This is a genomic window from Chryseobacterium lathyri, from assembly GCF_003290185.1.
Lineage (GTDB): Bacteria > Bacteroidota > Bacteroidia > Flavobacteriales > Weeksellaceae > Chryseobacterium > Chryseobacterium lathyri.
This window is the reverse complement of record NZ_QNFY01000028.1, coordinates 1-20,304: the sequence shown is the minus strand read 5'-3', so window position 1 is coordinate 20,304 and position 20,304 is coordinate 1. Positions and strand designations below refer to the sequence as shown.

Here is a 20,304-nt window from a genome sequence, read left to right as displayed (position 1 = left end):
GAATTCAAGAATAGTAAAGGCCAGACGATACTGGTCAGAAAAAATGACGGTACCCAAAATGTAGATACCTATTACCTGTACAATGAATACGGGCAGCTGATCTATGTCATTCCGCCATTGGCGGTGGGCACTTCGGCTCCCGATCAGACGATGCTGGACAAGCTGTGTTATCAGTACCGCTACGACGGATTGGGAAGACTGGTAGAGAAAAAGGTTCCGGGGAAAGGCTGGGAATATATGGTGTATGACAGGCAGGACAGATTAATAGCAACACAAGATGCCAATCAAAAGCCTAATAATAAATGGTCTTACATCCGTTATGATCAATTTGGAAGAATAGCCTATACAGGTATAGCTACCGATTATGCCAATAGAGGACAGCTTCAACATTATATGGATACTGCTGGCGTTGCCAATGCTGCCCACAACGCCACAAGAACATCAAGCCCTTCGTTTAATTTAAGCGGAATGGATATTTACTATACCAATGATGCTATCCCAGAACAAATTGATAATGTGCTGACTGTAAACTATTATGACACTTACCCTTCCTACAGCTTCAACCCGGCTTTTCCTTCCACCATATTGGGAGAGCCAGTGATTACCGATACCCAGAATGCTCCGGTAAATACCCAGGCGATGCCTACCCTGAGCCTTGTAAAGAATATAGAAGATGATAACTGGACTAAAAATTATGTCTACTACGATAAAAAAGGAAGAGCAGTAGGCACGTACAGCATTAATCATTTGGGTGGAACCACCAGAACAGAATCAGAATTGGATTTTGTGGGGATGGCCAAACAGACCAAGGTGTATCACAAAAGACTGGGAACAGATACCGAAAAAGTAATCTCCCAAAGCTTTGATTACGACAACCAGAACCGGGTAACGAAGCACCGTCACCAGGTAGACAGCGGTCCTGTGGAACTGTTAACGGAAAATACCTATAATGAGCTGTCGCAGCTATCCAATAAAAAAGTTGGGGGCGGACTTCAAAGCATCGATTACCAGTATGACATCCGTGGAGCACTTACCAAAATCAATGATCCGGCTGCACTCGGAACCAAACTTTTTGGCTATGAGCTGAAGTATTTTAATCCCCAGAATACCACTCAGGGCTCCACAGGGAAGTACAACGGCAATATTACGGAAGTGACCTGGAAAACAGCTTTAGACCAGGTTTTAAGACAGTATAATTACCAGTATGATGGCCTGAACAGGCTTAAAAAAGGAATATATTCTGAACCGGGGGCTTCTGTTCCGCAGAACGGTTTCTTTAATGAAACCTTAGCCTATGACCTGAACGGAAATATCACCTCTCTGCAGAGAAATGGGAAAAGCAGTTCAGGAACAGCGCAGCTTATTGATGATCTTACCTATAATTATACAGGGAATAAGCTCAATACCGTTACTGATACTTCAGGAAACTACAGTGGCTATCCTGATACCTCCGGGACTATCATTTCCTATGATGATAATGGGAATATGAAGGACCATAAAGATAAAGGTGTCTTACAGATTGATTATAATTTCCTTAATCTTCCTGATTATATCAAGTTTGATAAGGGATTATCAACACGAACGGGAATGATTAATGAAAATACATCTTATACCTATCGTGCAGATGGAACTAAACTTAAGAAAATTTATAACTATACTCCTCTTATTGTTGATCCTTTAGGTACCACTACCACGCTATCAACCAAAATTACAGAATATATAGATGGTTTTCAGTATGAAACACCTGCAGGCAAAAAGGGAGGGACAAATCTTATCTTAAAATTTGTTCCTACCGCTGAAGGCTATTACAATTTTGAAAATAATAAGTATATTTACAGCTATACGGACCATTTGGGAAATATCCGTTTAAGCTATTCCAAAAGCCTGAATGGCAGCGCAGAAGTTCTTGAAGAAAACAACTACTATCCTTTTGGTTTAAAGCATGAAGGTTATAATGCTTTAGCTGGAAATCCAGCTTACAGTTATGGATACAGCGGTAAAGAACTACAGAAAGAAACAGGCTGGGGAGATTACGGAGCCAGAATGTACATGTCTGATATTGGCAGATGGGGCGTAATAGACCCTCTGGCTGAACAGATGAGAAGATATTCGCCTTATAATTTTGCTTTTAATAATCCTGTAAGCTTTATAGATCCGGATGGGATGGCACCGCATCAGTTTAAGATGCCTGGCGATTCCCGCCCTGATGCCTACTCGGGAGGCCATAATCCAAACTGGTTAGGCTTAGGAAATACCGGAAGCCTTGAATCAGGAGGATATGGGGGAGGAAATGGTTATTCTGTTTTATCATCACTGGGTAACTCAAACGACTATCTGCTTGATGATCTTATTACAGGATGGGCATCGCAAGGTATAGATGCTAAAATTTCGAAGAATGGCTATCTATCATATTGGACAGGGGGAGCTGCAGGATATGAAAGTACTTCTCAGGAAATGGTTGCGCATATGATAAATCTAGCTAATGGGCTTCAAAATAGTCTTACAGATATTGCAAATAATCGATATTTTAAAAATATAAAGACTCATCTTGATGAAGTTCTTAATAATCAATATTATGACCTAGGTTCTTTAGGTTTAGAACAAGGTATTGCAAAAACTGCCTCTTATGTTGACGATGCTCTTAGAAACATGTCAACTGTAAATTTTACAATTTTAAGTGAATATGCCAGACCTTTATATAGGACTTCTCTATTAGGGTCAGCATTTAAAACATCAAGAGTTGCATCTACAGCTAAAGGCTTAAAAATAGCCGGAAATGCTTTAGCAGGATTAGGTGCTGCTGTATCAATTTATCAGTACGGCTCTGGTCAAATATCAGGAACAGAATTTACTGTGGACATGATAATGACAGGAGTAGGCTTCTTTGGTCCAGTTGGTGCAGGTATTTCGCTAGTTTATTTTGGAGGCAAAGCAATATATGAATACTCTACAGGAGAAAATTTATTTGAAAAACCCAATCAAAAATGATAAGATTTATAAATTATATTATTTTTCACTTTATTGAATTTCAGAAAAAAGTTGGAAATAGAGATATATCAACATTTACAACATCTGTATTTTTCACTATAATGATATGGATGAATATTTTAACGATAGTAAACTATATTACTTTGAAGAATTATTATCCAACTACAAATTATGTTATTCCTGTTACATTATTTTGTATAGGATTATTTTGGATAATCAATAGTTATATTAGAAAAAGGAAACATGAGAATTATAATTTTTACTCATCCTTTTTGGGGTATATATATTTATTACTTTATATTTTAATAAGTTTTGGCTTATTTATAAATAGTGTAGAGTTAATAAAAACTAGATAAGGGCAACGTTTCAAATATGTTGGTTTTCTTTATTAATCGAACTTAACGAGAAATAATAAGTAATAATTTTATAGAATAGAGTGATCGTTTGGTCACTCTATTTGTTTTTTAATAGAAAATTGGAGTCCTTATGCAGGTAAAAGTTTACTCATGTATCAAATGTGTTGGTGATGATTTTATAAAATATGGCAAAACTAATTATGGAAAGCAACGTTATCAATGTAAGTTCTGCAAAGCCATAAATGTTTTACAATATTCTTATAATGCTTATAAAAATGACATCAATACAAAGGTTATTCAGCTAACTAAAGAAGGCATGGGGATAAGAAGTATTGCGAGGATATTAAAAATTTCAACAACTACTTTACTTAAAAGAATTGTTGCAATTGCAAATAGTATCAGTCAACCCCTTATTCCATATTATCAAACCTATGAATTAGATGAAATGAGGTTTTTCATTAGAAAAAAATCTAATGTAATGTGGCTGGTATATGCCATTAATATAAGCATCCAAGAGATTATCGAGTTTTATATCGGTAAGAGAAATAACAAAACACTGAATTCTGTTGTTAAAACTTTTATCACTTCCAAAGCTGAAAAAATCTATACCGATAAACTCAGAAATTATCAATATTTGATTCCAAAGGAGATTCATAGCACAAAAAAAATACGGAACCAACGGAATAGAAAGGAAAAACCTTAGCATCAGAACTCATGTAAAAAAATTGAACAGGAAAACAATTTGTTTTAGTAGAAGTACTTTAATTTTATCCTCTATCCTGAAAATATATTTTTGGAAATAGTTTTTAATGCGACACAGTTTGTCGCATTAGTCATTTAATTTGGCAATAAACTAAAAAAAGAACAGAAAAATGGAGGCGAAAAAAAAGAAATTAGATGAACTTGAAGAAGATTTATTCATTGCTACAGTTTTGTCATATGAACCTGAATTTATACATCATTTAGAAAAATGCATGGATATTTGTTTTGTAGGACTAAAAGGGACGTTTGAAAAAAAAGAACCTGCTAATGAAGATGAGGTTATAAGCTTTTCAAGTGCTATGCAGGCCGCTATGGAAGAAAATTTTTCTATCACTGATAAAATGAAAAAAATATTCACAGATTTTCATTATGCCATTGATGAGGTAAACGAAAAAATCTACTTTAGAAGTAGTTGTATTATAAAAATATTTTCTTGCTACCTTATACAAGAAAAAAAGCTGAAATTTAATGTAGATAATGAAATTTTCGATTTTTTATTTTATTTTTATTACCAAAGTGACTCAAATTGCAAAGAAACTGCAAAAGAAATCTTTGTAGATTTTATGGTAAATCTGTTTCGTTTTATCATATATCGGGACTTTTTAAAGCTGATCCGCTTTTTTAATAGTGATTTTTTACTTAAGCCTAATGATAACCATATTCCCATAAGGATTGCCTTGCTGGATTCCTTAAATCTTATTGGTGAGCTTAATAATAGCGTCCCAAATAAAGAGAATATATACAGAATTATTCATGCTATTGTTGGCGGAAATGAAGACAATGTAAAAAAATATTGTCTTTCACTTATTGGCAGAAGTAGCCTGTCACAGAAGCAAATTACTAAAAAACATAAAGAGTTTGCACAAAGATATATCAACGAGAAAAAATTGTGAATCACATATTATTAATTCGAAAATTTATTTGTGATACTTTGTTATTTCAATTGACTTAAATAGGTGTATCACAAAAAAAAACTAATATAATGGAAGATGTCAATAGATTACAAGAATTAGAGCAAGATTTATTCCTATGGAATATTTTAGCATATGAGACGGTTCTTATTAGAAACTTAGAAACCTCTCTGAATATAATTTTTAGAAGTTTTAATGAGGCTTTTGTAATTGAAGGTCCAATAATTGAGGAAGAGCTAGAGATGATTACATATGATATGCAACAAGACTTGTATGAGAAATTTTCTCTTACGGAAAACCTAGAAGAAATTTTCTCATCGTTTGAATACGCTCTTAACGAAAAAAATAAAAAAATCTATTTTGAGACTGACAATATTTTAATAATATTTGCTGAATACTTAAAAGTGTTAAATTCTGAACTAAAATTTGATGAAAAGGATCCACTTTTTGATCTTATACTTTATTTGTATTTTTCTGATTCTGATGAACGTACAAATGAGTCCATACAAATTCTTTCAAATTTTTGTCAAGAATTGTATGGATATATAATTTATAGAGACTTCATCAATATTATGAGATTTATAAACAGTGATTTCGTAGTATCTTCCAATGATAATCATATTCCTATTAGAATTGCGATGTTAAATTCTTTAAACTTGATTAATGAGCTAAACAATACTGTCCCGAACAAAGAGAATATTTACCGTATTGTCCATGCAATAGTTGGAGGAAATGAAGATAATGTAAAAAAATATTGTCTCTCATTAATTGGTCAAAATAGTACCTCTCAAAAGCAGATCACTAAAAAACATTTAGATTTTGCTCAAAGATATATCAATGAAAAGAAGCTATAACTTAAATTAAAATGGGCCCCAACTTTACCCCAAGCTTACCCCTAAATACTAAAATACTGTAAGCATAATTCCAACCTTTGTATTGTGAAACAACAAAAAATCACTATACAATGGAACAAGTTAATTTTATCGGAGTAGAACCCGAAAACCTCATCAATGAAATCGTAAGTAAAGTAAAAGAATCCCTACTTACCGATTTAGAAAAAACCTTCAAAGAAAACGAATCCAAACGCTATCTTTCAGCTGATGAGGTCTGCCAGTGTTTCGGAGTCTCCAAACCCACTATTCATGAGTGGCGCAAACGCGGTATTTTAATACCCCATAAGCTTGGCTCCAGAGTATACTACAGACTGGATGAAATAGAAAATGCAATGATTATTAATGATTAAATTTTCTCTCATGCCAGTTTCTGAAAACAATCACTATCCAACCATTGTCTACAGGCTAGATGAGGTTAAAAAGACCTTCAGGCAGTATAAAAGGAAAGATTCACATTCAACCGGAAAAGATTATTTCCTGCCAGAACTTCTGCGTATCGAAAAGAATAATGGTTACAATACCTTTAGCGGATTTAATCACCTTCTGCGGCTTCGTGATGCTTCCAATTGGTCCGTATGCACCAGACATGGTCTAAGACCTACCGGATTCCACGAATTTTACTTCATAGCCTTATTTATAAACAATGCAAAGATTTTATGTATTGTCTATTACCCAAAAGAAGATCCGAGTATTGAAATTTCTCTTTTTCCAAAATTTTATCCGTGTGGGAAATTAGAATTTGAGACCAAGCTAAAAGAATTGGTTCAAAGTATGACCCATAAAAAAGGAATATAAACTCATGTTCCTTAAAATATTCAACCTGACAAAAGTTTAACCCTTTTGTCTTTACAAAGAAAAGAAATTATGCCGATCGACTTTGTAAAACTCCAATACACGTATAAGAATTATGATCTGCCTACAGACAAAACAGATTTTACCATTTCCGTCAATAATGAAACCGGAGAAACCGATAATAAAAAAGAAGGCAAATACTTTGGGATGCAAATCATCAAATATCCCTCCGGGCGAGTAATGATAAAAGGAAGCATCCATAAATTTTATAACCGTACAGATTTTAATGGAAATGATTTTGATATGAGAAACTTTTGTTCAGCATTACAGGACCTTCAAACCGAATTAGGCATACACCCCAAATACTGTAGACTTGAAAATATTGAAATAGGAGTCAATATACAGCTGCCGTTCGATCCCAATAAAATCCTTCAGAATCTGTTGTTTCACCGATCCGTTGAATTTAATAAAACCATTTCCGGAGCTTTTTATTATCAATCAGCCAAGAGAGATTATATTATTAAGATGTACAATAAGACTGACCAGTATGAAAAGAAGCTGAAGAAATATGCCCACAATCACAATTTTATCAAACCTGATGAAAAGAAAGAGTTTAGTTTATTAAAAAAGACTGTAAAAGAGAATTTACAACCTAATACGCTACGGTTTGAAGTCAAGTTTTTAAAAATGAATATGTTGAATGATTTAGGAATCATGTATTTGTCAGATGTTCTAAAGCCTGAAATGGCTACTCACCTTAAGAATTTTTTGTTGAAAGAATTTCAGGAAGTGTATTTCTATGATTATACTACTGACCACACCAAAATGAAAAACTTAGAGCTTAACAAACTCAAGGATTACCGCAATCCTAATTATTGGGTGAACCTCGGCAAAAAAGATAAATACTATCACAAGAAAAAGTTTAATGAAATGACATTGAAATATTCTAAAAATTTAAAAGGCAAAATATCTGAATTGATAAAGCAGAAAATAGAAAGACTAATGCAGAAAAATTTAGACTTTTCGACCGACAAATTTAATGAAAATGAAAAACAAAAGTTTAGACTTTTCGACCGTTCAGATATAGGGTCAAAAAGTCTAAATCTAAGACCTCAAAATATAATATAATGGAAAAGAAAATCAATGCGGAAAATAAGGCTAAAAATGGAGTGACCTTAAATTATGATTTATTTAAAAGTAAGAAAGAAAATGGAAAATATCATAAAGACAATAATAAAAGGAAAGAACAAAATTGACAGCAGCCCAAAATTGAAGTATTAGAAATCAATCTTTCAGAATGAGGAGTTGTTTTTTAAATGTTTTCAATATTGAACTTAGTATACTTGGGTTCGAAATAACAGAATTAGATATAGAAATGGAAAGAATACTGAAAATAAATCTTAATTTTTAGAAATTGATGTTGCCTGAAATGAATATAAACCTGTCGGGTTTACTGGAGGACTTCACCATAAATTTATTTGATTTTGATGTGTTTATCGAGTCATAATGCGGATTTTGAGGGAAAATAAGCTGATTTTAAAAGGGTGACATTTATGACATGTTTCAAAATGGCTGTAAGTATCATGGATAAAGAACTTAATCTAAAAGTCAAGTGAAAGAGTTGGAAAGTTCCTTAATAATTTAGGTTATTAATTTAAACCAGGAAAGAGACTCAAAAATTTTAGAGCTTTTGCAAAATTTAATAAAGCAAATACAAAGTATTAACAGATAAAAGTGAAAATATGGGAAGATGGAGCAGCAGTCCTGATGAAGTGGAAAGTTTGAAACGAATAACAATTAGCGATTTGAAAAAATTGGGTTACTTAAAACCAAATGCACATCTTAACCAGAATATATTTTGGACAGATCAGAGTGGAGAAAGAACCAGCTCTATTAGTGTCATCATTGATACTACCGATACAGAAGGTGTAATTACCTTTGATTATACCTGGCAAAAGACGCATAAAATAAACTACAAAGTAAGATTGATAACGAGACCTTCAAATCTCGGAGATGGTATTTTATGGTTCTTTGTCTGTCCCAGTACATTTAAAGAGTGTAGAAAGTTGCATTTAAATAGCGGTTATTTTCTTCACAGGACAGCTTTTGAAGATGTTTATTATGAAAAACAGTTACAATCTAAAAAATGGAGGAGTTGGGAGAAAGCTTTTGGTCTTTACCTAGATGATAAATTGTATGAACAGCTCCATAAAAAGTATTTCAAAAAGTTTTATAAAGGAAAACCTACTAAAAAATATTTACAACTGATGAAGAAGATAAATGCAAGAAAACCCATTGAATTAGAAGATATAGAAAATTTTTTATTGTAATAAAATCATATTCCATATTTGAAATTTCTAAAAAAATCCATAATTTAGAAATATTATTACAATTTTATATTTTCTGATCTAGCGTGAGAATGATTATAAGATAACATAATCCCATGTTCATGATTAAAATATTCTTCATAGGCTAATGCGGTAAATACACAACATTTCTCGGAAATAGGATAAAAAGTCTTTTTGTCACAAGTTAGAATTACATCAACATTAGAGTTTTTGCCATTTTCTATAATCATCATATCTTTTGTTATCCACTCTCTTGCCATCATAAAGTCTCCTGTTTTAAAACCCATTGAAGCAGCGAATTCGTTTAGTTTTGCTTTTGGTAAATATTCATATAAGTCATGGTTAAGCAATAAAGACGTATCAAGATCAAAATCAATAAATTCAACATTGTTGCTATCAAGTAATTTTATAATTTTTCTTACTTTTTCAGAATCGTTTTCTTTAGAAAGAATCTCAGATACAGTTATTGATGTAATAAGAAACTTTCTTTCTTTAGAAGAACTAGTTTTAGAACCAGATAAATATTTTATTAGGGTATGAACAAAGTTAAATTTTACATCAGTAGAGCTACCTTCTACGAAAGCAAACAAAGCACATAGAATACTTGTGTCAATTAAGATGTTTTCCCAGTCACTAATTCTTTTTTCAATTACCATAAATAGAATTTAAAAGATCATCCATTGTGTTAATACCTTTTAAGAAGTTAAATCCTGACGGTCCTACTTCTTTTAAATTATCTAATAGTGTATTTTTACCAATTACTCTAAAACTTATCAGTTCAGCTGAAAATTCATTTCCCGTATGAATGGAAACTTTAGTTCGAATTTTAATTGCTAGTTTGTCTGTTCTATAATGGCTTTTTAATTGGAGATCTAAGTCGTTATTAATTTTTATCTTTTTATTATAACCATCTACAATAATGTGCTTCACATCAGAATTTACTGTTTTTCCACCTTGTTCTGAAATGATTCCATATATTGTTTTTTGTTTGTAAAAATATTCTGGTGTATTGTCTACAATGAGATGGCTTAATTTGGCGATTCTTTCACCTTCACTGTAAGCATTTATGTAGAATCCTTTTTTGAAAATTACATTTAAAGAAGTTGCATATTTTTGTTCCTCATTAGTAAGTTCATCAGTATTTAATTCTTCCATTCTCCGATGTAAAGAAATAAAATTTTCATTCTGAACCGCATTTTCCGTTGTGAAATCTAATGCATAGCAATTCCCTCTGATGTTACTAAGAGTACACTTTGCTTTAGTTCCATCATCTATTGCACCATAAAGTGTTTTTAATAGGTCTGAAATAATGTCAATAGAAATACCATCCTCAGCAGTTAAGCTGTGATTTTTATCATCAATTTTTAAAGAAAATTTGAACATATTCTATTGATATTAAAAAACTAATTAAATAGTTAACTACTATTTATACTGCAATATACAAATAAATTGCAATTGTATTTATGGTTTTCCGTAATGAAAATTCATTATTAAATATTGACTACTTAATTATCAAAAACAAAAAATATAGATGGATATAAATATGTAAAAAGATATTTTTTAAGCCTCAAGCATTTTAGGAAAACAATCTTATTGGCTGTATATTGACTAAAAAATATAAAACCACTTGATTTTCAAGTGGTTGATTGTTGTATTGTAGACCCACAGGGATTCGAACCCCGACTGACGGTACCAAAAACCGGAGTGCTACCGTTACACTATAGGTCTGCTTTATTTTGGTGGCGCAAAACTATAAAAAATTATTTAACTGGAAAAATATTTTTTTAAAGGTTAATAATAAGAAAAGGCAGTGTTTGTTTATAATTATATGATTTTTAATGGAATAGATAGATGATGGTTGGGTAAGAAATTATTTCAGGAATTGTAGTTTTTCAGCAGCTAAATAATAAAATCTTATCTTTGCAAAAAAAATTGGGCTCCAAAAGTTGGAGATACCCATTAATAATTTCATTTATTAAACATTTTTATGTCAAATATTGTCGCAATCGTTGGGCGTCCCAACGTAGGAAAATCCACACTTTTTAACCGTTTACTAGAAAGAAGAGAAGCCATCGTAGATTCTACGGCGGGTGTTACCAGAGACCGTCATTACGGGAAATCCGACTGGAACGGGGTAGATTTTACAGTTATAGATACCGGCGGATATGATGTAGGAACGGATGATATTTTTGAAGAAGAGATCCGCAAGCAGGTTCAGCTGGCAATAGACGAAGCTACATCCATTATCTTTATGATGAATGTGGAAGAAGGTCTTACTGATACCGATTACGAAATTCACGAACTTCTTAGAAGATCAAACAAACCCGTTTATATCGTTATCAATAAAGTAGATTCTGCCAAGGAGGAAATAAATGCTACTGAATTCTATCAGTTAGGAATTGAAAAATATTACACTTTATCTTCAGCTACAGGTTCCGGAACAGGAGAAGTTCTGGATGATATCGTGAAAGATTTCCCTACAACAGATTACAAAGATCCTTTCGAGGGATTGCCGAAAATAACAATCGCAGGCCGTCCCAATGTTGGTAAATCTACCTTAACAAATGCTTTGCTTGATGTAGAAAGAAACATTGTAACTGATGTTGCAGGGACTACAAGAGACAGTATCCAGACCCTTTATAATAAATTCGGATACGAATTTGTTTTAGTGGATACTGCCGGAATGAGAAGAAAATCTAAAGTAAATGAAGATTTGGAATTCTATTCTGTAATGAGATCTATCCGTTCTATTGAATTTTCAGATGTTGTGATCATTATGGTGGATGCAACGCTGGGCTGGGAATCTCAGGATATGAATATTTTCGGTTTGGCACAAAAGAACAGAAAAGGAATTGTGATCGTTGTGAATAAGTGGGATCTTATTGAAGATAAGAAAACCAACACGGTTAGAGATTTTGAAAACTCAATTAAAGAGAAGATCGGTCAGTTCAGTGATATTCCAATTCTTTTTGTTTCAGCATTAACGAAGCAGAGAATATTGAAAGCTGTGGAAATGGCAATGGTTGTATACGAAGACCGTAAGAAAAAGATCAAAACTTCAAAATTAAACGAAGTAATGCTTCCTATTTTTGAACAGACTCCGCCACCGGCCAACAAAGGGAAATATATTAAAATCAAATACTGTGTACAGCTTCCTACGCCGTCACCGCAGTTTGTGTTTTTCTGCAACCTCCCTCAGTATGTAAAAGAACCTTACAAAAGATTTACAGAAAACCAATTGAGAAAACAATTCGGATTTACCGGAGTTCCTATTGAAGTGTATTTCAGACAGAAATAAAAATAATCCCTTTTAGATTTTTCTAAGAGGGATTTTATTCATATTAAATTTAATATTTTTAATAAAAGCTTTTTCAAAACAATGAATACAATTGTATTGTCAAAACAATTTTCTTTAGTAAACTCCTGGATCAATGAGCTTAGGAATATAGACATCCAGCATGACAGAATGAGGTTCCGTAGAAATATGGAACGTATCGGTGAAATCGCAGCTTTTGAGATCAGCAAAGAACTGGAATATAAAGAAGTAGAAATTCAAACGCCTTTAGATAAGATTAAAGTTCAGGAAATAGCCGTTCAGCCGGTAATCACCACTATTTTGAGAGCTGGCGTTCCTTTGTTTGAAGGAATCCTGAGTTATCTTGACAGGGCAGACTGCGGTTTCGTGGCTGCTTACAGAAAGCACGATGCTAATGATTACTTCTCTATTAAACAGGATTATCTTACCTGTCCCAATATTGAAGGACGACCATTGATCGTAGCGGATCCGATGCTGGCAACAGGGGCCTCATTAATTGAGGCTATCAAAGACCTTCTGACCAACGGAACTCCGACCCAGCTGCATATTGTTGCTGCAATAGCCTCCAGACAGGGAGTGGAAACCATCGAAAAAGCTTATCCTGATGCGAAAATATGGGTAGGAGCCATCGATGAAGGGTTGACTTCAAAAGGGTACATCACACCAGGACTTGGTGACGCCGGAGATTTGAGCTACGGTGAAAAACTTCAACGATAGATATTAAGAAAGGTTCCAGAAATCTTTCATCAGATCAAATAATAAATTGGGTCGTACTTTTTCCATAGGATGCTTGGTATCCGGAAGTATGGCCAATTTTGCATTCGGAATACTGCGGTAAGCACTGATGCTTTCCTCTATACTTACCATATTATCCTTATCCCCGGTCATGATCTGTACAGGAATACTAATTGCCCAAAGGCTGGTTTCATTCAGAGGAGGATTTTTACCTAGTGCAACCATCAGCTCTGCAATGGCAGGCAGCAGCTGTTTCCATTGTGCACCGTGCTGATTTTCCAGCTGCTCAGCATATTTTGGGACTTTTAAAAGAATAGCTTCCGGGTCAAGCATTTTACTCTCCTTTAAAGCCTGCTCTTCGGTCCAGTCGAATTTTGTACCCAAAGTCATGATGGAATTGATTCTTTCAGGATATCTTAGCGCACAGCAAAGCGCTGCATAACCTCCCATACTGTGTCCAAAAATACAGACATCCCTTAAATTTTCTTTTTCTAAATAATCCTTTATTTCCTCAGTATACTTTTCAATACTGATAGCATTTTCCGGTAGTTCTGTATTTCCGTGTCCGGAAAATAAAAGTGTATGAATATTGAAATACTTTGACAGCTCCTTTTCGTAAGGCTTAAAAATATCAATGTGTCCCAGCGCTCCGTGCAGTAAAAGCAGATTTTTCATGATCAATAGTTTACCGGAAAATTAAGAAAAAGAATCGGAGGAGAAAAGTATTGAGTGGGAGAGTTATAGAGTTTTAGGGTTTGGAGGGTAAGGGTGCTGGTTTTAATAACCACGTAAATCACGGACATCCCCGCCTGGAATCCTAAACTGTATTTAATACTCTAAACCTCTCAAACCCCTTATTACGCATCCACTGCCATCACCAAAACACTCACTTTGTTATCTCCCGCATTTAAAATCTCCCAGGCAATGGATGATACGGTGTTTCCGGTAGTGAAAACGTCATCAATTAAAAGAACATGTTTTCCGGAAATCGGTTTCGAAAGAGAAAAAGGATTTACTGCTTCCAGTCGGTGTTTCTTATCTTTTAAAGCCTGTGCTTTTGAATAATGATTTCTTTGGATCAATTCATGGTCGAATGGGATCTGATAAAATCCGGACAAAGTCTCAGTAAATAAATGCAGCTGGTTGTAGCCTCTTTCCCTTAATTTTTTGGGATGAAGTGGGACAGGTACTAAAATATCAGGTTTTTCATCTTTGAAGTCCAGACGTTCCACAGTCCATTCGGCAAGAGTTTTACCCGCATTTTCCCTGCTTTTATATTTCAGCTCATGGATGAGTTTGCGGCTCAGTCCATTTTCCTCAAACTTCATCAGTCCATAAGTATTTTCAACTGGAAACAGGAGCCTGCATTTTTCTTTAATGATATTTTCACTGAAATAATCAAAATGAGTAAAATGAATTTGCTCAAAACATAAGCTGCAGACTAAAAGATCTGCATCTATGATCCGGCTGCACTCAATACATCGGTTAGGAAAAAATAAATCTAATATCATTTGTGTGTTATTTTAAAATAAGAAGTTAGAAACTAGAGATTAGAAGTTAGATTTCAAAGTTTTAATTTTTCAACTATCAACTATCAACTATCAACTGTTTCCTGATCTTCTCAATTGCATTCTTCATACTCAGGTTAAAGTGCTCCTTTTCCAGCCGGACCGGCGGTGCCTGCCTCACTTCACAATCCGGAATACTGCAGGATTCGCAGGTAACGCCTACATTGATTGTTTTTAAAGTCGGAGATTTTATAAAACCGATCTTTTTTATAGTTTGTGTATTTAATAAAATTCCCAGGCAGTAGCTTCTGTTGCTTCCGTCTGAAAAAGGATTTTTCTGTGACGTTGAAATAACAAGATAACTGACCCCCTGATCTTTGTAATGCGAGATCTGGGCATCCGTAAGCGTTTCATTTTCCTTTAAATGATGCAGGTTTTTTACAGCGATCCATCTTCGGCAGTAATGTTCATTCGTAGCATTGGCATGAGGAGCCTGCTGGTGGTTGAGGTGAAGTTCCTTTAAGATCTGGATCTTGTCCGAATCTTTTTTCTTGACCAGGCACAGATAAAACAAATCCTTAATACCCAACTCAGAAGAAAGCAGATTGGTAAGCCTGTAATAAAAAGTTTCAGGAGAATCTGTAAAGCTTTCGATCAGTTCCTCAAAACTTGTCGGTTCCCAGGTATGCTGAAGGAGAAATTCGGTGGTTTTTCCAATAGCCTGCTCTTTAGGGATCAATAAAGCTCCGGCGAAATATGAAGCGTAAAAATTGTTCAGAATTTCCTCAAAACTCCCGAAATCCAACCATGAATAAGTGTTTGGACGGATTTTTAATTCCAGGACATTGAATCCTATTTCCTTAGCCAGAATAAACGTTCTTTGATCTTTCTCTAGTTTCCGGTTCAAAAGAAGAAGCTTTTGTTCAGGAATAAAGAGAGAACGCAGGTTATCCAGAGTGCCGAACTGTTCAAAATCTTCAGACCTTATGTTGTAATTAAATTTTTCAGTAAGAATGCTTTCCAAAACAGAAGATCTCAGGTCTTTACTGATATCCAGTCCGTTTTTCATGATGAATTCCATCGCTTTTTCCTCAATTTCCGGGAAATAATTATCGTAAAGCTCCTGGAAAGACCTGAGTACAGCAAAATAAAAACGCTCCTTACCCAAATTGTAATTCTGGGAGATCTCAATCAATGCATTGATAAAAGCAGTAACTTTTTTGGGGGCATCGCTGATAATGCTGATCAGATTGTTTTTACTGATACCAAAAAGGTCCAGTGGTACTTCCTTGAAAAAATCCGATTGAAGGATCTCATTAAAAGGAGCTAAGCTTTTATCCAGCTTGGTAGAAACCAGTTCATCAAAAGTAGATCCCAATGATTCTGAAAGCTGGATGATTTTATCGTGCTTCGGATACTTCTTTCCGTTTTCAATTTCGTTTAAATAAGATTTAGACAGTCCTGTCTTTACAGCAAGATCCTGCAGAGACCAGTTTTTCTTTTGTCTCAGCTGCTTCAGCTTCAATCCGAACACGGTTTTGATAAAATCACTTTCTGAATTCATAATCAAATATAGAAAAATGAATGCGATTATTCGCATAATAATTTTTTAAAATAATTAGCGAACGTTCGCTGATTGTGAATATTTTTATTTATGTTTGTAATGTCAAATCACAAAATCAACAGGTTATGGAAACAGAAACTCAATTAAAAATAAAAGCCCAGAAGCAGTTTGGAGAAATTTTCACTCCGGAATTAACAGATTTTCTGGTAGCTCTTCATCAGAATTTCAACCCAAAAAGACTAACGCTTTTAGAAGAAAGAAAAAAAACACAGCAGTTTTTTGATTTGGGAAATCTTCCCGCATTTTTACCTGAAACTGAAGAAATCAGAAACGGTAACTGGAGCTGTGCGCCACTTCCAGCCGATCTCTTGGACAGAAGAGTAGAGATCACAGGACCTGTAGACCGGAAAATGATCATCAATGCATTAAATTCCGGTGCATCAACTTTTATGGCTGACTTTGAAGACAGCAATTCGCCAACCTGGGAAAACTGCATTCAGGGACAGATTAATCTTTCGGATGCAGTGCAGCGGAAGATAGATTTTACTGTTGAAAATGGAAAGTCTTATCAGCTTAATGAAAAAACAGCTGTTCTTCAGGTGCGGCCAAGAGGACTGCATCTTCCGGAAAAACATATCGAGATCAATGGCGAAGAAGCATCCGGCTCACTGACAGATTTTGGCATTTACTTTTTTTCTAACACTGAACACTTGTTAAAAAACGGAAGTGGTCCCTATTTCTACCTTCCGAAATTAGAACATTACAAAGAAGCCCGATGGTGGAATGAAGTTTTTGTTTTTGCCCAAAATTACATGGGAATTCCCGAAGGAACTATTAAAGCTACCGTTTTGATAGAAACAATAACAGCTTCCTTTCAGATCGATGAAATTTTATTTGAATTAAAGGAACACAGCGCAGGACTGAACTGCGGAAGATGGGATTATATTTTTTCATTCATCAAAAAATTCAGAAACCTTCCCGAATTTATGGTTCCGGACAGAGATCAGGTAACAATGGCTTCTCCGTTTATGAGTGCTTATTCAAAAAGAGTGATCGAGATTTGCCATAAAAGAAACGTTCATGCTATCGGAGGAATGGCTGCACAGATTCCTGTAAAAGATAATTATGAAGCCAACAGTATTGCTTTTGAAAAAGTACGGAATGACAAAAAACGTGAGGTGAAAAACGGTCATGATGGAACCTGGGTGGCACATCCGGCTTTAGTATCTGTTGCAAAAGATGTTTTTGACCAGTATATGCCGGAAGAAAATCAGATTGATAAAAAATTTGAATATCATATCAAAGAAACGGATCTGCTGGAAGTTCCACAAGGTGAAATTACCGAAAAAGGGGTACGAAAAAACATCAATGTAGGCATTCTTTACCTTGAAAGCTGGCTGATGGGCACCGGTGCAGCTGCCATTTACAATCTGATGGAAGATGCTGCCACTGCTGAGATCTCAAGGACGCAAATCTGGCAATGGCTGAAAAACGAAGCCAAGCTGAACAATGGTCTTGCCCTGACCCGTGAAATGATTCTTCAATGGGAGGCTGAAGAAATAGAACATATCGAAAAATATGTAGGCGAACAGCGTTTCAAAAACGGAAAATTCAATTTAGCCAAAGAACTTTTCAATGAACTGATATTCTCAGAACAATTTGAAGAATTCCTGACTCTGAAAGCATACCCGTTTATTGAGTGAAAGGAGTTTTGAGTGGAAGAATTTTAGAGTCTTAGAGTAGGAGTGTGGGAGAGTTTTGGGTGTAAGAGAATTGACATGTGAAAAGCTGAAAGATTCTATTGCACTGAAATAATCTACTCATATCCATATCTCATAAACTTATAACCTAACCTACTCTAAAACTCTCCAACTCTCAAACGCCCTCACCCTCAAACTTAAATCTACAAACAATAAATCCAAATATTATGAAAACAAGACAAGAACAAATCCAGGCTATAGAACAGGACTGGCTGAACAATCCCCGCTGGAACGGTTTAAAAAGAACCTATACGGCTGAAGAAGTACTGAAGCTCCGCGGCTCTTATACCATTGAGTATACCATTGCGACAGAAATGTCCAAAAAATTCTGGGAGAAACTGAATAGCCAGGATTATGTAGCCGGGTTGGGTGCCCTAACAGGAAATCAGGCGGTTCAGGAAGTTGATGCAGGGCTGGAAGCGATATACCTTTCGGGCTGGCAGGTGGCTGCAGATGCGAACCTTTCCGGGGAAATGTATCCCGACCAGTCATTGTATCCTGCTAATTCGGTGCCTTCTGTGGTTAAGAAAATTAATAATGCTTTATTAAGAGCAGATCAGATACAGTCGGTAAGCGGGAACGGAGATAAAGAATATTTAGTTCCAATTATTGCAGATGCAGAAGCAGGATTCGGTGGAAATCTGAATGCTTTTGAGCTGATGAAGCAGATGATCGAGGCCGGAGCAGCGGCAGTTCATTTTGAAGACCAGCTTTCTTCGGCAAAGAAATGCGGACATTTGGGAGGCAAGGTTCTGGTTCCTACCCAGGAAGCCATTAATAAACTGGTTGCGGCCCGTTTGGCTTCGGATGTTTTGGGCGTGCCAAGTGTTATTATCGCAAGAACGGATGCAGATGCAGCAGATCTTCTGACTTCGGATATTGATGACAGAGATAAAAAATTTGTAACCGGAGAAAGAACTTCCGAAGGCTTCTATGTGGTAAACAATGGAGTAGAGCAGGGAATCGACCGTGGCCTTTCTTATGCACCTTATGCTGACCTGATCTGGATGGAAACCTCTAATCCTGATCTGGAACAGGCAAGAAAATTCGCAGAAGGAATCCATGCTCAGTTTCCGGGAAAAATGCTGGCGTACAACTGTTCACCGTCATTCAACTGGGCTGCAAGGCTTAGTGTGGAAGAAATGGCCAATTTCCGTGAGGAGCTTGCCAAAATGGGCTATAAATTCCAGTTCATCACGCTGGCAGGTTTCCATGCGTTGAATACCGCAATGTTTGAGCTTGCTTTGGCTTATAAAGAAAGAGGAATGGCAGGTTATTCCGAACTTCAGGAGCGGGAGTTTGCTCTTCAGCAGAAAGGATTCCGAGCGGTAAAACACCAGTCATTTGTAGGAACCGGTTATTTTGATGAGGTTCAGAATGTGGTAACTAACGGTTCTTCGGCAACGGTAGCCATGAAAGACTCTACGGAAACAGCACAGTTCCATTGATCATTTCCATATTAAAATAAATTTTTCAGAGGTGAAACCTTCTCAAAACTGAGAAGGTTTTCGTTTCATTAAGAATAAAAAAACTTAAAGTCCATATATTTGATTATTAATGAAGCCGAAAAAAATGAATTTAATATACCAAAAACAGATTCAGGTAACGGAAGAACATATAGACCGGAATAACCATGTCAACAATGTGCAGTATGTGCATTGGGTAGAAGAAATAGCTGGTGAACACTGGGAAAAAGTAAAGGAAAAGACAGAGTATCCGGAAGATATATGGATGCTCGTTGATCATCATATCCAATACAAAAAGCAGGTTTACCTTGGAGATGTGATCACCGTTAAAACCTATCCGAAAGCTCCGGAAGGAATCCGGCAGCCCAGAAAAGTTGAATTCTACTGCAACGATCAGCTCGTTGTTGATTCAAGTACCCTTTGGGTCCTGGTTGATTCGAAAACTCAAAAGATTAAAAGACTGGAAATCGACTGGCTGGATAAGCTTCGGTAAACGCTTGTCCTTAGGGCTCATTACATTATATTTTTCTTTCAGTTTAATACACTATAATTTATATTTTGTTATAATACGACATGCTTTGTCGCTTTGGAGAAATACCTTTGTTTTTATAAGACTATTATAAAAACACTTGCAAGTGATATTATCTATATTAAATCTCAGCAATGAGATTTGTATGTGCGTTAAAAAATGTTAAATTTGCAAAATTATACGAACTAATATACACAAATAGATGAGAAAACTCTACATGAGTGCATTTACGATGTGCACAATCCTGGGTCTGTCGGCCCAGGAAGTATTATGGCAGAAAGACATCAAATCCTCTACGCAGGATTTTCTAAGCCAGGTTACTACAACAATAGATCAACAGTATCTGATCACGGGAAGCTCAATTCAAGCCAGCCCT

General features: G+C 35.3%; 18 protein-coding genes, 1 tRNA gene and 1 pseudogene. 14 read left to right on the top strand and 6 right to left on the bottom strand.

Annotated features, from left to right (window positions below):
• The 9 genes and pseudogenes from DRF61_RS22140 to DRF61_RS22100 form a co-directional block, all read left to right on the top strand.
• The coding region (locus DRF61_RS22140; protein WP_167409458.1) for an RHS repeat domain-containing protein at positions 1–2,988 on the top strand (2,988 nt) is incomplete at its 5' end.
• Between the two features lie 486 nt (positions 2,989–3,474).
• Positions 3,475–4,075 (top strand): annotated as a pseudogene (locus DRF61_RS22130) (IS1 family transposase); the annotation flags it as partial.
• Positions 4,076–4,216: 141 nt separating this feature from the next.
• On the top strand, positions 4,217–4,999 hold the full coding sequence (locus tag DRF61_RS22125; protein WP_111961027.1) for a hypothetical protein: 783 nt from the start codon (positions 4,217–4,219) through the stop codon (positions 4,997–4,999).
• A gap of 89 nt (positions 5,000–5,088) precedes the next feature.
• Positions 5,089–5,871: a hypothetical protein gene (locus DRF61_RS22120; RefSeq protein WP_111961026.1), complete on the top strand. Its 783-nt coding sequence runs from the start codon at positions 5,089–5,091 to the stop codon at positions 5,869–5,871.
• 110 nt (positions 5,872–5,981) lie between these two features.
• Positions 5,982–6,260, top strand: coding sequence for a helix-turn-helix domain-containing protein (locus DRF61_RS22115; protein WP_111961025.1), 279 nt, complete (start codon positions 5,982–5,984; stop codon positions 6,258–6,260).
• Positions 6,261–6,270: 10 nt separating this feature from the next.
• On the top strand, positions 6,271–6,705 hold the full coding sequence (locus tag DRF61_RS22110) for a hypothetical protein (RefSeq protein ID WP_111961024.1): 435 nt from the start codon (positions 6,271–6,273) through the stop codon (positions 6,703–6,705).
• Between the two features lie 69 nt (positions 6,706–6,774).
• Positions 6,775–7,830 carry a hypothetical protein gene (locus DRF61_RS22105; RefSeq protein WP_111961023.1) on the top strand — a complete coding sequence of 352 codons (1,056 nt, stop codon included), beginning with the start codon at positions 6,775–6,777 and terminating at the stop codon, positions 7,828–7,830.
• Positions 7,830–7,958, top strand: coding sequence for a hypothetical protein (locus DRF61_RS23035; RefSeq protein WP_262510841.1), 129 nt, complete (start codon positions 7,830–7,832; stop codon positions 7,956–7,958). The genes DRF61_RS22105 and DRF61_RS23035 overlap by 1 nt, the downstream gene beginning before the upstream one ends.
• Positions 7,959–8,444: 486 nt before the next feature.
• Entirely contained in the window at positions 8,445–9,032 is a 588-nt protein-coding gene (locus DRF61_RS22100; RefSeq protein ID WP_111961022.1) for a hypothetical protein, read from the top strand.
• A 56-nt stretch (positions 9,033–9,088) separates the two neighbouring features.
• Here the strand turns inward: DRF61_RS22100 and DRF61_RS22095 are convergent, their stop codons facing one another.
• From DRF61_RS22095 to DRF61_RS22085, 3 genes are all read right to left on the bottom strand, one after another.
• Entirely contained in the window at positions 9,089–9,706 is a 618-nt protein-coding gene (locus DRF61_RS22095) for a hypothetical protein (RefSeq protein ID WP_111961021.1), read from the bottom strand.
• Positions 9,696–10,433, bottom strand: a complete 738-nt coding sequence (locus DRF61_RS22090) for a hypothetical protein (protein ID WP_111961020.1) — start codon at positions 10,431–10,433, stop codon at positions 9,696–9,698. The genes DRF61_RS22095 and DRF61_RS22090 overlap by 11 nt, the downstream gene beginning before the upstream one ends.
• Positions 10,434–10,707: 274 nt before the next feature.
• Positions 10,708–10,778, bottom strand: a tRNA-Gln gene (locus DRF61_RS22085).
• A gap of 259 nt (positions 10,779–11,037) precedes the next feature.
• Between DRF61_RS22085 and der the strand changes: the two genes are divergently transcribed.
• Both der and upp read left to right on the top strand, forming a co-directional pair.
• Positions 11,038–12,348, top strand: a complete 1,311-nt coding sequence (der, locus tag DRF61_RS22080) for a ribosome biogenesis GTPase Der (RefSeq protein WP_111961019.1) — start codon at positions 11,038–11,040, stop codon at positions 12,346–12,348.
• An 81-nt stretch (positions 12,349–12,429) separates the two neighbouring features.
• Positions 12,430–13,083: a uracil phosphoribosyltransferase gene (upp, locus tag DRF61_RS22075; RefSeq protein WP_111961018.1), complete on the top strand. Its 654-nt coding sequence runs from the start codon at positions 12,430–12,432 to the stop codon at positions 13,081–13,083.
• Between the two features lie 3 nt (positions 13,084–13,086).
• Here the strand turns inward: upp and DRF61_RS22070 are convergent, their stop codons facing one another.
• The 3 genes from DRF61_RS22070 to DRF61_RS22060 form a co-directional block, all read right to left on the bottom strand.
• Positions 13,087–13,776, bottom strand: coding sequence for an alpha/beta fold hydrolase (locus DRF61_RS22070; RefSeq protein WP_111961017.1), 690 nt, complete (start codon positions 13,774–13,776; stop codon positions 13,087–13,089).
• 182 nt (positions 13,777–13,958) lie between these two features.
• Positions 13,959–14,612, bottom strand: coding sequence for a ComF family protein (locus DRF61_RS22065; RefSeq protein WP_111961016.1), 654 nt, complete (start codon positions 14,610–14,612; stop codon positions 13,959–13,961).
• 76 nt (positions 14,613–14,688) lie between these two features.
• Entirely contained in the window at positions 14,689–16,173 is a 1,485-nt protein-coding gene (locus DRF61_RS22060) for a helix-turn-helix domain-containing protein (RefSeq protein WP_111961015.1), read from the bottom strand.
• 125 nt (positions 16,174–16,298) lie between these two features.
• Here DRF61_RS22060 and aceB point away from each other — a divergent pair, with 125 nt between their 5' ends.
• The 3 genes from aceB (at position 16,299) to DRF61_RS22045 (ending at position 19,892) form a co-directional block, all read left to right on the top strand.
• A complete protein-coding gene (gene aceB / locus DRF61_RS22055) occupies positions 16,299–17,876 on the top strand; it encodes a malate synthase A (RefSeq protein WP_111961014.1) in 1,578 nt (525 codons plus the stop codon).
• Positions 17,877–18,100: 224 nt separating this feature from the next.
• The gene (gene aceA, locus DRF61_RS22050) at positions 18,101–19,381 is read left to right on the top strand and encodes an isocitrate lyase (protein WP_111961013.1); all 1,281 of its coding nucleotides are present in this window, start codon (positions 18,101–18,103) and stop codon (positions 19,379–19,381) included.
• Positions 19,382–19,505: 124 nt separating this feature from the next.
• A complete protein-coding gene (locus tag DRF61_RS22045; RefSeq protein ID WP_111961029.1) occupies positions 19,506–19,892 on the top strand; it encodes an acyl-CoA thioesterase in 387 nt (128 codons plus the stop codon).
• Positions 19,893–20,304 lie beyond the last annotated feature (412 nt).

What these genes read in the sequence shown, in the direction of transcription:
- DRF61_RS22125 (WP_111961027.1), top strand. Translation starts at nt 4,217, where the DNA reads ATGGAGGCGAAAAAAAAGAAATTAGATGAACTTGAAGAAGATTTATTC.
- DRF61_RS22120 (WP_111961026.1), top strand. Translation starts at nt 5,089, where the DNA reads ATGGAAGATGTCAATAGATTACAAGAATTAGAGCAAGATTTATTCCTA.
- DRF61_RS22115 (WP_111961025.1), top strand. Translation starts at nt 5,982, where the DNA reads ATGGAACAAGTTAATTTTATCGGAGTAGAACCCGAAAACCTCATCAAT.
- DRF61_RS22110 (WP_111961024.1), top strand. Translation starts at nt 6,271, where the DNA reads ATGCCAGTTTCTGAAAACAATCACTATCCAACCATTGTCTACAGGCTA.
- DRF61_RS22105 (WP_111961023.1), top strand. Translation starts at nt 6,775, where the DNA reads ATGCCGATCGACTTTGTAAAACTCCAATACACGTATAAGAATTATGAT.
- DRF61_RS23035 (WP_262510841.1), top strand. Translation starts at nt 7,830, where the DNA reads ATGGAAAAGAAAATCAATGCGGAAAATAAGGCTAAAAATGGAGTGACC.
- DRF61_RS22100 (WP_111961022.1), top strand. Translation starts at nt 8,445, where the DNA reads ATGGGAAGATGGAGCAGCAGTCCTGATGAAGTGGAAAGTTTGAAACGA.
- DRF61_RS22095 (WP_111961021.1), bottom strand. Translation starts at nt 9,706, where the DNA reads ATGGTAATTGAAAAAAGAATTAGTGACTGGGAAAACATCTTAATTGAC.
- DRF61_RS22090 (WP_111961020.1), bottom strand. Translation starts at nt 10,433, where the DNA reads ATGTTCAAATTTTCTTTAAAAATTGATGATAAAAATCACAGCTTAACT.
- der (WP_111961019.1), top strand. Translation starts at nt 11,038, where the DNA reads ATGTCAAATATTGTCGCAATCGTTGGGCGTCCCAACGTAGGAAAATCC.
- upp (WP_111961018.1), top strand. Translation starts at nt 12,430, where the DNA reads ATGAATACAATTGTATTGTCAAAACAATTTTCTTTAGTAAACTCCTGG.
- DRF61_RS22070 (WP_111961017.1), bottom strand. Translation starts at nt 13,776, where the DNA reads ATGAAAAATCTGCTTTTACTGCACGGAGCGCTGGGACACATTGATATT.
- DRF61_RS22065 (WP_111961016.1), bottom strand. Translation starts at nt 14,612, where the DNA reads ATGATATTAGATTTATTTTTTCCTAACCGATGTATTGAGTGCAGCCGG.
- DRF61_RS22060 (WP_111961015.1), bottom strand. Translation starts at nt 16,173, where the DNA reads ATGAATTCAGAAAGTGATTTTATCAAAACCGTGTTCGGATTGAAGCTG.
- aceB (WP_111961014.1), top strand. Translation starts at nt 16,299, where the DNA reads ATGGAAACAGAAACTCAATTAAAAATAAAAGCCCAGAAGCAGTTTGGA.
- aceA (WP_111961013.1), top strand. Translation starts at nt 18,101, where the DNA reads ATGAAAACAAGACAAGAACAAATCCAGGCTATAGAACAGGACTGGCTG.
- DRF61_RS22045 (WP_111961029.1), top strand. Translation starts at nt 19,506, where the DNA reads ATGAATTTAATATACCAAAAACAGATTCAGGTAACGGAAGAACATATA.